The following is a 13437-nucleotide window of genomic DNA, read 5'->3' as shown; positions in this document are numbered from 1 at the left end:
GCGGGTGGGTGGTGTACGGGGTCTTCGTACGCGGCCTCGTACGCGTTCTGGTACGCGTTCTCGTACGGGGCCTCGTACGCGGCCTCGTGCGGGTCCGCGTATGGGGCCTCGTACGGACCCTCGTACAGGTTCTCTTACGTGGGCTTCCCAGGACCGGCCCCCCGCCGCCGGGCCCGGGAACTCGCCTTCAGCCGCCCAGGACCGAGCCGAACTCGCTGTCCGTGTACGTGAAGCCGAACTTCGGCGCGCTGAAGGACGTCGCACCTGTCGTCGTGATCCCGCCGCCCGCGCCGCGCAGCACCCACACCGCGCCGTCCGCCGTGGCTCCGGGGGTGACGTCCTCGCCCCAGGCGCTGATGGCCACGTCCGCCCTGCCGTCGCCGTTGGTGTCCGTCGCGGCGAGGGCCGAGCCGAAGTGGTCGTCCTTCTCCCCGACGCCGGGGACGCCCGTGGTGTCCTGGTGGACGGCCTGGGCGCCGGTGCCGGTCAGGCCGTTCGCACCGCCCTTGAGCAGGACCACGGATCCGGTCGCGGCCACGCCGTCGACCTCCTCGCCGGGCAGGCCGACGGCCAGGTCCGCGTATCCGTCGCCGGTCACGTCGCCGGCCGCGACGGAGGCGCCGAAGTGGTCCACGTACTCGTTCGCCCCGGGCACCCCCGCCGTGCCCTGGTGGATGAGTACGGGGGCGCGGCCGGTGCCCAGGCCGTCCTGCGCGCCGTAGTAGACGGTGATCTGGCCGGCCGAGCCGGACGGGTCCTCGACCGAGTCGGGGCAGCAGTTGGTGCCCGAGCCGGTGACCAGGTCCGCGCGGCCGTCCTTGTCGAAGTCGCCGACCGCGGCGGACTCCGGGACGGCCGAGGTGCCGGTGGTCAGTTCGCGCTGGAACTCGACGCCGGCGGGGCCGCCGCTGTAGACGGCGGTCCAGGCGCCGCTCTGCTCGTCCGTGTCCTGCGAGCCGTAGACGACGATGTCGCTGTGGCCCGAGTGGGTGAAGTCGCCGGTGGCCAGGCCGTGGGGGTTCTCCCGGAAGGAGTCGGTGACGGGCATGGCGGCGGAGGGCCTGGTGCGGGTGAAGCCGTCGGCGTACGGGACCAGGCTGCTGCCGGTGAGCACGATGAGGTTCTGGCCCTGGTCGCCGTCGATGTCGGCCACGGCGACGTCGACGCCGAACGGGTCGCCGACCGGGACGCCCTCCCTGTCGTGGGGGACCGCGGTGCCGCCGTTCCTCAAGCCGTTCGGGCCGCCCCAGAGGACGGTGACCGAGCCGGTCCCGGGGCTGCCGTCGTTGGCCTTCTCGCCGCTGGAGGTGACGACCAGGTCGTCGTAGCCGTCTCCGTCCAGGTCGCCGCTCGCGATGTCGGAGCCGAAGCCGTCGCCTGTCTCGGGGGTGCCGGGGACGCCGGAGGAGGCCTGGGTGACCGTGACGGAACGGGACGGGGAGACGCCGCTCGCCGAGCCGTAGAGCACCACGACACTGCCGGCACCGGCCTGGCCGTTCACGGGCGCCTTGGGCGTGGCGGTGACGAGGTCGTCGTAGCCGTCGCCATTGAAGTCGTCCTGAGCGGAGGCGGCCGCCGCGGGCTGGGCGTCGGCGGTCGCCGCGTGGGCGGCCGGGGCGGCGAGGGCGCCGATGGCCATGGCCGTGACGGCGGTGGCGATGGCGAGGGTCCGTGGGCGCGATGCGGGCGATGCCGGGGAAGTGGGCGATGCGGGGAAGAGAGGCAAAAGGACTCCCATGGGTGGGGACAGGTCGAGAGGTAGAGCGAACGGCTCCCGGCCGGTGTGACTCGCGACGCGCGGGAAGGGTTGCGCGGCGGTGGTGCGGGGGTGTTGTGAAGGTGAACTGGCCAGGGAAGCAGGTCAGTTGGGGTGTTCCGGGTGAGGGAGGATGGGGGTGAAGCGCCCTCGCGGTCCGTGGGGCGAGACGGACCCATCGGGGGCTTCTGGGACATATGAGGTTCGGAACATCTGGTTGGCTGTAGAGATGACTTTTGGTGCGGAAGGGCTGTTCAGGACATTTCTGCGCGGAGGTTTGGGGCATGATCCTGTTGGGATCCGCAACCTTGTTGTGAGAAGGGTCATTTCGCGGTCAGGATCGAGTCATGTTCGGAGCGGTTGAGGCGGGGGGCGGCCATGGTCGTACTGCACGGCATGCGGGTGGTTGTTGATCCGGTGAGAAACCGGCGGGGGCAGGGGGTGAGCGGAGCGTAGTCAGATGTCGGACACAACTGGTCAGCCGGCCGCGGCGGATGCCGCTCGCCCGCCGGACGACGAGAGCGACAGAAGCGGCGACATGGCCGGATCCTTCGGTCTGTCCCGGGTCCCGTTGGCCCGGGCGCTGACCGACCGGCGGCCGGGCGGACGACGCGCACGGCCGCGTCCGAAAAACGACGGCCCGCGGTCTGAGAGCGATGCCGGGCGGTCTGAGGGTGATGCCGGGCGGTCTGAGAAGGACCTCAGGCGGTCTGAGGGCGATGCCGGGCGGTCTGAGAAGGATGCCGGGCGTCCTGAGGGTGATGCCGGGCTCCCCGAGAGCGGCACCCCGCGTCCCGAGAGCGGCACTCCGCGTCCGGAGCACGCCCCCTCGCCGCAGCCCGATCCGGCACTGGTCCAGGTCCAGGTCCATGTGCAGGTCCAGGCCCAAACAGCGGCCCAGGCAACGGCCCAGGCCCCCGCACCGGCGTTAGACGGCGGGCCCGCGCCCGCCCCGGAGCGCGAAGGTCCTGCCCCGCCACCCTCCAGCCCTCAAGGCCCCGCCCCGGAGGCTCCAGGCCCCGAAACCCGCGCCCCGGCACCCCCCGGCCCCGAAACCCGCGCCCCGGAGCCTCCCGAGCCCCCCGAGCCCCCCACCCCCCGCGGCCCGGCTCCCCAGGCGCCCCGCCCCACCCACCCCACCCCCACCAGCCAGTCCATGCGGCGCGCCGCGCGCCGGGTGCGTACGGTCGCGAGCCAGGTGTTCTTCCTCCAGGTGGCGGTCGTGCTGCTGCTCGCCGTCGCCGCCGGGGTGACCCTCGTCCTGCAGTCCAGACACGACACCGACGAGGAGGCCCGCCGCCGCTCGCTCGCCGTCGCCGAGGCCTTCGCGAACGCCCCGGGCATGGTCGAGGCGCTGCGCTCCCCCGACCCGACTGCGATCCTGCAGCCGCGCACCGAGCGTGCCCGCGCCCGGGCCGACGTCGACTTCATCGTCGTCCTGACGACGGACGGGATCCGCTACACCCACCCCGACTCGGAGCAGATCGGCCGGCACTTCCTCGGGAACTACCGCGCCGCCGCAGACGGCGGCACCGTCACCGAGACGTCCACGGGCACCCTCGGCCCGTCCGTACGGGCCGTGGTGCCCGTCACCGACAGCCGGGGCAAGGTCGTCGGCCTGGTCGCCGCCGGGATCACCGTCGAGAAGGTGAGCGGCGCAGTCGACCGGCAGCTGCCGCTCCTCCTCGGCGCCGTCGCCGCCGCCCTCGCCCTGGCCACTGGCGGTACGGCGCTGGTCAGCAGGCGGCTGCGGCGGCAGACCCACGGGCTGGACCCGGCCGATCTGACCCGGATGTACGAGCACCACGACGCGGTGCTGCACTCCGTACGGGAGGGCGTGCTCATCGTCGGCGGGGACAAGCGGCTGCTGCTGGCCAACGACGAGGCGCGCCGGCTGTTCGACCTGCCCCCGGACGCCGAGGGGAGGCCCGTCGCCGACCTCGGCTTCGACCCGAGCACGGCGGAGCTGCTGGTGTCGGGCCGTACCGCCACCGACGAGGTGCACCAGGCGGGGGACCGGCTGCTGACGGTCAGCCACCGGCCGACCGACCGCTTCGGCGGTCCGCCCGGCAGCGTCGCGACGCTGCGGGACACCACCGAGCTGCGCGCCCTGTCCGGCAAGGTCGATGTGGCGCGCAAGCGGCTGAAGCTGCTGTACGACGCGGGGCTGCGGATCGGCACCACGCTGGACGTGGTGCGCACGGCCCAGGAGCTGACCGAATACGCGGTGGAACGGTTCGCCGACTTCGTCGCCGTGGACCTGGTGGACCCGGTGCTGCGCGGCGAGGAGCCGACGGGCGCGGCGACGGGCAGCGGCGCCACGGCGCGCACCTCGCTGCGCCGTACCGCGCTCAGCGGCATCCGCGACGACGTGCCGCTGTATCCGCTGGGCGGGCTGATCCGCTACGGCCCGGCCACGCCGCAGGCCATCGGGTTCGCCACCGGCGAGACGACGGTGGAGGCGGTGCTCCGCGACTTCGCCGGCTGGCACGAGCACGACCCGGAGCGGGCGCGGCAGATCGTCCACCACGGCATCCACTCCATGATCGCGGTGCCGCTGCGCGCCCGGGGCGTGATCCTCGGCATGGCCACGTTCATGCGCTCGGAGAAGCCCGAGCCCTTCGAGGAGGACGACGTCTCCCTCGCCGAGGAGCTGGTCACCCGCGCCGCGGTCAGCATCGACAACGCCCGCCGGTACACGCGCGAGCACACGATGGCGGTGACGCTGCAGCGCAGCCTGCTGCCGCAGGTGCTGCCCGAGCAGAGCGCGCTGGACGTGGCGTACCGGTATCTGCCGGCGGAGTCGGGGGTGGGTGGTGACTGGTTCGATGTGATCCCGCTGCCGGGGGCGCGGGTGGCGCTGGTGGTGGGTGACGTGGTCGGGCACGGGCTGCACGCCGCGGCCACGATGGGGCGGCTGCGGACGGCGGTGCACAACTTCTCCACCCTCGACCTGCCGCCGGACGAAATCCTCTCCCACCTCGACGACCTGATCGCCCGGATCGACCAGGACGAGACCTCGGACAGCCTGGAGGGCGGCGGTGTGATCACCGGCGCCACCTGTCTGTACGCGATCTACGACCCGGTCTCGCGGCGCTGCGCCATGGCCCGGGCCGGGCATCCGCCGCCCGCCGTGGTCGCCCCGGACGGCTCGGTGGAGTTCCCCGACGTGCCGCCGGGGCCGCCGCTGGGCCTGGGCGGGCTGCCGTTCGAGACGGTGGAGCTTCAGCTACCCGAGGGCAGCCACCTCGCCCTCTACACCGACGGCCTGGTCGAGAAGCGCGACCGGGACATCGAGGAGGGCCTGGAGCTGCTGCGCGCCTCCCTCTCCCACGCCGGGCGGACGCCGGAGGAGACCTGTACGGCGGTCCTCGCCGAGATGCTGCCCGACACCCCCAGCGACGACATCGCGCTGATCGTCGCCCGTACGCGGGTGCTGGAGCCGGAGCGGATCGCGGACTGGGAGGTGCCGTCGGAACCGTCCCTGGTGTCCGCGGTGCGCGCCGCGGTGGCGGCGCGGCTGGCCGAGTGGGACCTGGGCGAGGTGGCGTTCACCACCGAGCTGATCCTCAGCGAGCTGATCACCAACGCGATCCGGTACGCGACGGGGCCGATCCGGGTGCGGCTGCTGTGCGACCGCAGCCTGATCTGCGAGGTCTCGGACACCAGCTCCACCTCGCCGCATCTGCGGTACGCGGCGACGGAGGACGAGGGCGGGCGCGGGCTGTTCCTGGTCTCGCGGTTCGCCGACCGGTGGGGGACCCGCTACACCGCCGAGGGCAAGGTCATCTGGACCGAGCAGACCCTGCCGGAGCGCGGCAAGCGGCGGCGGTGAGACGGCGCGGCGGCGATGACACGGCTGCGGTGCTGAAACGGTTGTGCTGAACCGTCAGTGGCGCTGACACATCGACGGCGCCGAAACGCCCGAGGGGCTCGATCCGGTCGGATCGAGCCCCTCGGGCGCGTACGGAACGGAAGGCGCGGCGCTACTTCACCGGCTCCGGCTCCGGCTCCCGCGCCGTCTTCCCGTCGTCCTCCGGCTCGGCGGGCGTCTTGACGGAGTCGAGCAGCAGCTGCGCGACGTCCACGACCTGCAGCGACTCCTTCGCCGCACCCGAATTCTTCTTGCCGTTGACCGAGTCGGTGAGCATGACCAGGCAGAACGGGCAGGCGGTGGAGACGATGTCCGGGTTGAGGGACAGCGCCTCGTCCACGCGCTCGTCGTTGATGCGCTTGCCGATGCGCTCTTCCATCCACATCCGGGCGCCGCCGGCGCCGCAGCAGAAGCCGCGCTCCTTGTGGCGGTGCATCTCCTCGTTCCGCAGGCCCGGCACCTTGGCGATGATCTCGCGCGGCGGGGTGTAGACCTTGTTGTGGCGGCCCAGGTAGCAGGGGTCGTGGTAGGTGATGAGCCCCTCGACCGGGGTGACCGGGACGAGCTTGCCCTCGTCGACGAGGTGCTGCAGCAGCTGGGTGTGGTGGATCACCTCGTAGTGGCCGCCGAGCTGCGGGTACTCATTGGCGATCGTGTTAAAGCAGTGCGGGCAGGTTGCGACGATCTTCTTCTTGGACTTCTCGACGACGACGCCTTCCTCCGCGTCCTCCCCGAAGGCCATGTTGAGCATCTCGACGTTCTGCTGGCCGAGCTGCTGGAAGAGGAACTCATTGCCGAGGCGGCGGGCGGAGTCGCCGGTGCACGACTCGTCGCCGCCCATGATCGCGAACTTGACGCCCGCGATGTGCAGCAGCTCCGCGAAGGCCTTGGTGGTCTTCTTGGCCCGGTCCTCCAGGGCGCCCGCGCAGCCGACCCAGTACAGGTAGTCGACCTCGGACAGGTCCTCGATGTCCTTGCCGACGACCGGGACCTCGAAGTCGACTTCCTTGGTCCACGCCAGGCGCTGCTTCTTGGCGAGCCCCCAGGGGTTGCCCTTCTTCTCCAGGTTCTTCAGCATCGTCCCGGCCTCGCTCGGGAAGGACGACTCGATCATCACCTGGTAGCGGCGCATGTCGACGATGTGGTCGACGTGCTCGATGTCGACGGGGCACTGCTCGACGCAGGCGCCGCAGGTGGTGCAGGACCACAGCACGTCCGGGTCGATGACGCCGTTCTCGGCCAGAGTGCCGATCAGCGGCCGCTCGGCCTCGGCGAGGGCGGCCTGCGGCACCTCGGCGAGCTGCTCGGCGCTCGCCTTCTCCTCCCCCTCCGCCGTCTTGCCGCCGCCGGCGAGCAGGTACGGGGCCTTGGCGTGCGAGTGGTCGCGCAGCGACATGATCAGCAGCTTGGGCGACAGCGGCTTGCCGGTGTTCCAGGCCGGGCACTGGGACTGGCAGCGGCCGCACTCGGTGCAGGTGGAGAAGTCGAGCAGGCCCTTCCAGGAGAAGTGCTCGATCTGGGAGACGCCGAACTGGTCGTCCTCGCCCGGGTCCTCGAAGTCGATCGGCTTGCCGCCCGAGGTCATCGGCTGGAGCGCGCCCAGCGCGACGTCTCCGCTCGACTCGCGCTTGAACCAGATGTTGGGGAAGGCGAGGAAGCGGTGCCAGGCGATGCTCATGTCGATGTTCACCGAGACCGTGATCATCCAGACCATGGTCGTGCCGAGCTTGATCATCGCGAACAGATAGGTCAGGTTCTGCACGGTGCCGACGCTGAGGCTCTTGAAGAGCAGCACCAGCGGGTACGAGGCGAAGTACTCCGGCTGGTACGAGTCGACGTGGTGCAGCGCGCCCTCCGTGCCGCGCAGCGCCATGATCGCCAGGCCGATGATCAGGATGACGTACTCGACGAAGTACGCCTGCCAGGCCGTGGAGCCGGCGAAGCGGGACTTGCGGCCGGCCCGGCTGGGCAGGTTGAGCAGCCGGATCACGATCAGGGTGGCGATGCCGAGGGTGGTCATCGTCCCGATGAACTCGATGTACAGCTCATAGGGGAGGAAGCCGCCGAGGATCGGCAGCGTCCAGTCGGCCTGGAAGAGCTGGCCGTAGGCGTTGATGATGGTCGGCGGCAGGGTCAGGAAGCCGATCGCGACGAACCAGTGGGCGATCCCGATGATCCCCCACTTGTTCATCCGGGTGTGCGCCAGGAACTCCCTCACCAGCGTCACGCTGCGCTGATAGGGGTTGTCGGTCCGGGTGCCCGCCGGCACGGGTGCGCCGAGCTTGAAGAAGCGCACGAACTGCGCGATGGCGCGGCCGAGCAGGGCAACGCCGACCGCCGTGAGGACCAGCGACACGATGATCGCGGCGAGTTGCATTGGGGGCTCCTCGAACCTGCGAGAGCGGATTACTGAGCAGTGCGGATTACTGGGCGGAACGGATTACTAGCAGTCGAAGCAGTCGAAACAGGCGATTACTAAGCAGTAACTTATCTGGTCTTGACCGAGATTACCCGGGGAAGCGGCAGCCCATGTAGCCGACCGGCCGGTGATCTGTGTCGCTTGGCCGGATCGCCGGCCCTCTCGTCACCTCACCCCTCCCCCCTTGTCCGTGTCCTGTCCATAAGGGCCGTATAAAAGTTGAGCCCGCCGGACTCAGGTCTGTTGACACGAGGGGATCCGTCAGGCACTCTTGAGCCTGTTCCACTCAATGCTGTGTAGTTGGAGGATTGCGAAATGGCTCGTGCGGTCGGCATCGACCTGGGTACGACGAACTCCGTCGTCAGTGTGCTCGAAGGCGGTGAGCCCACCGTCATCACCAACGCCGAGGGCGCCAGGACCACGCCGTCCGTCGTCGCCTTCGCCAAGAACGGCGAGGTCCTGGTCGGTGAGGTCGCCAAGCGCCAGGCCGTGACCAACGTGGACCGGACCATCCGGTCGGTCAAGCGCCACATGGGCACCGACTGGAAGATCAACCTCGACAACAAGGACTTCAACCCGCAGCAGATCAGCGCCTTCATCCTGCAGAAGCTCAAGCGGGACGCCGAGGCGTACCTGGGCGAGAAGGTCACGGACGCGGTCATCACCGTCCCGGCGTACTTCAACGACGCCGAGCGCCAGGCCACCAAGGAGGCCGGTGAGATCGCGGGCCTCAACGTCCTGCGTATCGTCAACGAGCCTACTGCCGCCGCCCTCGCCTACGGGCTCGAGAAGGACGACCAGACCATCCTGGTCTTCGACCTCGGCGGCGGCACCTTCGACGTCTCGCTGCTGGAGATCGGCGACGGCGTGGTGGAGGTCAAGGCCACCAACGGTGACAACCACCTCGGTGGCGACGACTGGGACCAGCGCGTCGTCGACTACCTGGTCAAGCAGTTCAACAACGGCCACGGCGTGGACCTGTCCAAGGACAAGATGGCGCTCCAGCGTCTCCGCGAGGCCGCCGAGAAGGCGAAGATCGAGCTCTCCAGCTCGACCGAGACCACCATCAACCTGCCCTACATCACGGCCTCCGCCGAGGGCCCGCTGCACCTGGACGAGAAGCTCACCCGCGCCCAGTTCCAGCAGCTCACCAGCGACCTGCTCGAGCGCTGCAAGGTCCCCTTCCACAACGTGATCAAGGACGCGGGCATCGCGCTGTCCGAGATCGACCACGTGGTCCTGGTCGGTGGCTCGACCCGTATGCCGGCCGTCGCCGAGCTGGTCAAGGAGCTGACCGGCGGCAAGGAGGCCAACAAGGGCGTCAACCCGGACGAGGTCGTCGCCATCGGCGCCTCGCTCCAGGCCGGTGTCCTCAAGGGCGAGGTCAAGGACGTCCTGCTGCTCGACGTCACCCCGCTGTCCCTCGGCATCGAGACCAAGGGCGGCATCATGACCAAGCTGATCGAGCGCAACACGACCATCCCGACCAAGCGCTCCGAGATCTTCACCACGGCCGAGGACAACCAGCCGTCCGTGCAGATCCAGGTCTACCAGGGCGAGCGCGAGATCGCGGCGTACAACAAGAAGCTCGGCATGTTCGAGCTGACCGGCCTGCCGCCGGCCCCGCGCGGCGTGCCGCAGATCGAGGTCACCTTCGACATCGACGCCAACGGGATCATGCACGTCGGCGCCAAGGACCTCGGCACCGGCAAGGAGCAGAAGATGACCGTCACCGGCGGCTCCGCGCTGCCGAAGGACGACATCGACCGCATGATGCGCGAGGCCGAGCAGTACGCGGAGGAGGACCACAAGCGCCGCGAGGCCGCCGAGACCCGCAACCAGGCCGAGCAGCTGGTCTACCAGACCGAGAAGTTCCTCAAGGACAACGAGGACAAGGTCCCCGGCGACGTCAAGACCGAGGTCGAGACCGCGGTCGGCGAGCTGAAGGAGAAGCTCAAGGGCGACGACACCGCCGAGATCCGCACCGCCACCGAGAAGGTCGCGGCCGTCAGCCAGAAGCTGGGCCAGGCGCTGTACGCCAACGCCCAGGACGGCGCGGGCGCGGCGGGTGCGGCGGGCGCGGCCGGTGACGGCCAGGCCAAGGCCGACGACGACGTCGTGGACGCCGAGATCGTGGACGACGAGAAGGCTGACAAGGGACAGGGTGGTGCCGCGTGACGGAGGAGACCCCGGGCTTCGAGGAGCAGCCCGACGTCCCCTCCGAGGCCGCACAGACCCCTGAGGATGCGGCCAAGGGTGCCGCCGGGTCCGCCGACAAGGCGGGCCCGGAGGCCCCGGCAGGGGACCTCGAGCAGGTGGCCGTCCAGGCCCAGCTGGACCAGGTCCGTACCGCCCTCAACGAGCGGACGGCCGACCTCCAGCGGCTCCAGGCGGAGTACCAGAACTACCGGCGCCGGGTCGAGCGGGACCGGGTCACGGTCAAGGAGATCGCCGTGGCGAACCTCCTGTCCGAGCTGCTGCCCGTGCTCGACGACATCGGCCGCGCCCGTGAGCACGGCGAGCTCGTCGGCGGCTTCAAGTCCGTCGCCGAGTCGCTGGAGACGGTCGCGGCGAAGATGGGCCTGCAGCAGTTCGGCAAGGAGGGCGAGCCCTTCGACCCGCTGGTGCACGAGGCGCTCATGCACTCGTACGCGCCGGACGTCACCGAAACCACGTGCGTGCAGATTCTGCAGCCGGGGTATCGAATCGGCGAGCGAACGATCCGCCCGGCGCGGGTCGCCGTCGCCGAGCCCCAGCCGGGCGCACAGCCCAAGGGGGACGAGACGCCGGATGAGGAGAGCGGTGGCCCGGAAGAGGGCTGACGTGGCTGATGTGACAGCGATGGCAGGAGAGGAGGGACGTCGGGGATGAGCACCAAGGACTTCGTCGAGAAGGACTATTACAAAGTCCTCGGCGTCCCCAAGGACGCCACCGAGGCGGAGATCAAGAAGGCGTACCGGAAGCTCGCCCGCGAGTTCCACCCGGACGCCAACAAGGGCGACGCCAAGGCCGAGGAGCGCTTCAAGGAGATCTCCGAGGCGAACGACGTCCTCGGCGACCCCAAGCGGCGCAAGGAGTACGACGAGGCCCGCGCCCTGTTCGGCAACGGCGGATTCCGCCCGGGGCCGGGCGCGGGCGGCCCCGGCGGCACCTTCAACTTCGACCTGGGCGACCTCTTCGGCGGCGCCCAGGGCGGCGGCGCGGGCGGCGGCTTCGGCGGCGGCCTCGGGGACGTCTTCGGCGGCCTCTTCAACCGTGGCACCTCCACCCGGGCCCAGCCGCGCCGCGGCCAGGACATCGAGTCCGAGGTGACGCTGAGCTTCACCGAGGCGGTGGAGGGGGCCACGGTCCCGCTGCGGATGTCCAGTCAGGCCCCGTGCAAGGCGTGCTCGGGCACCGGCGACAAGAACGGCACGCCCCGCGTGTGCCCGACCTGCGTCGGCACCGGCCAGGTCAGCCGGGGCGGCGGGGGCGGCTTCTCGCTCACCGACCCGTGCGTGGACTGCCGCGGCCGCGGCCTGATCGCGCAGAACCCGTGCGAGGCCTGCAAGGGCAGCGGCCGCGCCCGCAGCGCCCGCACCATGCAGGTCCGCATCCCCGCCGGCGTCAGCGACGGCCAGCGGATCCGGCTGCGCGGCAAGGGCGCCCCGGGCGAGACCGGCGGCCCCGCCGGCGATCTGTACGTGGTGGTCCACGTCGACCCCCACCCGGTCTTCGGCCGCAAGGGCGACAACCTCACCGTCACCGTGCCCGTCACCCTCCCGGAGGCGGCCCTCGGCGGCGAGATCAAGGTCCCCACCCTCGGCGGCCCCCCGGTCACCCTCAAGCTGCCGGCCGGCACGCCCAACGGCCGCACGATGCGCGCCCGCGGCAAGGGCGCGGTGCGCAAGGACGGCACCCGCGGCGACCTGCTGGTCACCGTTGAGGTCACCGTCCCCAAGGACCTCAGCGACAAGGCGCGCGAGGCGCTGGAGTCGTATCGGGAGGCGACCGCGGGGGAGGACCCGCGGGCGGAGCTGTTCCAGTCCGCGAAGGGAGCATGACATGGATGGCCGAGGGGTCGGAGGCAGGAGCGGTACGGGCGCGCCCAGGAGCCGCAATCCGTACGAGCTGACGGACGAGTCGCCGGTGTACGTCATCTCGGTCGCCGCCCAGCTCTCCGGGCTGCACCCGCAGACCCTGCGCCAGTACGACCGGCTGGGCCTGGTCTCCCCCGACCGCACGGCCGGCCGCGGGCGCCGCTACTCGGCCCGCGACATCCAGCTGCTCCGCCAGGTGCAGCAGCTCTCCCAGGACGAGGGCATCAACCTCGCCGGTATCAAGCGCATCATCGAACTGGAGAACCAGGTCGCCGCCCTCCAGGAGCGCGTCGCCGAACTCCAGGCCGCGGTCGAGGGCGCGGCCGCGGCGATGCAGCAGCGCGAGGCCGCGGTCCACGCCTCCTACCGCCGCGACCTGGTCCCCTACGACCAGGTCCGGCAGGCCAGCGCGCTGGTGGTGTGGCGGCCGAAGTCCAAGCGCTCGGAGTAGCGGGGCGGGGAGCCCCCGGTCCCACCCCATCGGGTGGCCCGGTGACCGATCCTTCGGTCACCGGGCTTCTTTTCTGCCGGCGTGAGGGCGTTGTCCGTGCCGCACGGACGCTCCTGGCCCACACTTGAGGAGGAGGTGCTGCGCCATGACCGCTCTCGCCCACGAGGCGCCTACGACAATGGAGGTGCCTGAGGCCATGCCCGAAGACATGCCCTCGCTTGGACTGGACGAGGCCCTGTGGCAGGCGTGGAAGTCCCTGGAACTCCCCGAGGGCTTTCACGCGGAGATTGTCGAGGGGTTCATCGAGGTGTCGCCCACCGGACGTGCCAGCCACGCTCGTGTCATCAACCGTCTGCGGCGGGCCTTGGAAAGGCACCTGGAGAGCAGTGAGTATGCGGTGCACCACGACTGGAATGTCATCCACGAGCGCAAGGCGTGGGTCCCCGACCTGTTCGTAGCGCCCGAAGACGACGAGGAGTTCCTCACCGAAGACGGCCTCGGCTTCACCGCCTCCGCCGTGAAGCTCGTCGTCGAAGTCGTCCCCCCCCCCGGCCACGAGAACCAGCAGCGCGACCGGGCCCGCAAGCGCCGCGCCTACGCGCGTGCCGGCATCCCCGTCTACGTCCTGATCGACGACTACGACAACCACGGCGCGGTGACCGTGCTGACCTCGCCGTCCCCGGGCGAGGAGACGTACGCCGCCGCCATCCGCGTCCCCTACGGCACCGAGGTGCAGATCCCGGAGGGCCCGGTGAAGGGGTTCGCTCTCACCGAGGCCATCACGGGTCCGCGATTGACCTGACCACACGCAGGACCGTCATGGCGGCGCGGTGCGCTCCGCGGCCGGTGAGCCGGCGG

Annotated in this window: 8 protein-coding genes; 6 read left to right on the top strand and 2 right to left on the bottom strand. The window is 70.7% G+C overall.

Translation table 11 applies throughout. The features are described 5' to 3' along the window. Positions 1-187: 187 nt before the first annotated feature. Positions 188-1639, bottom strand: coding sequence for an FG-GAP-like repeat-containing protein (locus ABFY07_RS12625; RefSeq protein ID WP_346174576.1), 1452 nt, complete (start codon positions 1637-1639; stop codon positions 188-190). 1273 nt (positions 1640-2912) lie between these two features. On the opposite strand from ABFY07_RS12625, the gene ABFY07_RS12620 reads away from it, so the two are divergent. Then, a complete protein-coding gene (locus tag ABFY07_RS12620) occupies positions 2913-5591 on the top strand; it encodes a SpoIIE family protein phosphatase (RefSeq protein WP_346174575.1) in 2679 nt (892 codons plus the stop codon). Between the two features lie 151 nt (positions 5592-5742). Here ABFY07_RS12620 and ABFY07_RS12615 read toward each other — a convergent pair whose 3' ends face one another. Then, on the bottom strand, positions 5743-8007 hold the full coding sequence (locus tag ABFY07_RS12615) for a (Fe-S)-binding protein (protein ID WP_346174574.1): 2265 nt from the start codon (positions 8005-8007) through the stop codon (positions 5743-5745). 357 nt (positions 8008-8364) lie between these two features. Between ABFY07_RS12615 and dnaK the strand changes: the two genes are divergently transcribed. From dnaK to ABFY07_RS12590, 5 genes are all read left to right on the top strand, one after another. Beyond that, positions 8365-10227, top strand: coding sequence for a molecular chaperone DnaK (dnaK, locus tag ABFY07_RS12610; protein ID WP_346174573.1), 1863 nt, complete (start codon positions 8365-8367; stop codon positions 10225-10227). Next, positions 10224-10871 (top strand): nucleotide exchange factor GrpE, encoded by a 648-nt coding sequence (grpE, locus tag ABFY07_RS12605; RefSeq protein ID WP_346174572.1) that lies wholly within the window; start codon positions 10224-10226, stop codon positions 10869-10871. Before dnaK ends, grpE begins: the two co-directional genes overlap by 4 nt. A 45-nt stretch (positions 10872-10916) precedes the next feature. Beyond that, the gene (gene dnaJ / locus ABFY07_RS12600) at positions 10917-12092 is read left to right on the top strand and encodes a molecular chaperone DnaJ (protein WP_346174571.1); all 1176 of its coding nucleotides are present in this window, start codon (positions 10917-10919) and stop codon (positions 12090-12092) included. Position 12093: 1 nt separating this feature from the next. Beyond that, on the top strand, positions 12094-12579 hold the full coding sequence (locus ABFY07_RS12595) for a heat shock protein transcriptional repressor HspR (RefSeq protein WP_346174570.1): 486 nt from the start codon (positions 12094-12096) through the stop codon (positions 12577-12579). 145 nt (positions 12580-12724) lie between these two features. Beyond that, a complete protein-coding gene (locus ABFY07_RS12590) occupies positions 12725-13381 on the top strand; it encodes a Uma2 family endonuclease (RefSeq protein ID WP_346174569.1) in 657 nt (218 codons plus the stop codon). Positions 13382-13437: the final 56 nt, after the last annotated feature.

The sequence above is a fragment of the Streptomyces sparsogenes subsp. cuspidosporus genome (assembly GCF_039532705.1).
Classification (GTDB): Bacteria; Actinomycetota; Actinomycetes; order Streptomycetales; family Streptomycetaceae; genus Streptomyces; species Streptomyces sparsogenes.
The sequence above is the reverse complement of the archived record's forward strand: the minus strand, read 5'-3'. Positions and strand labels throughout refer to the sequence as shown.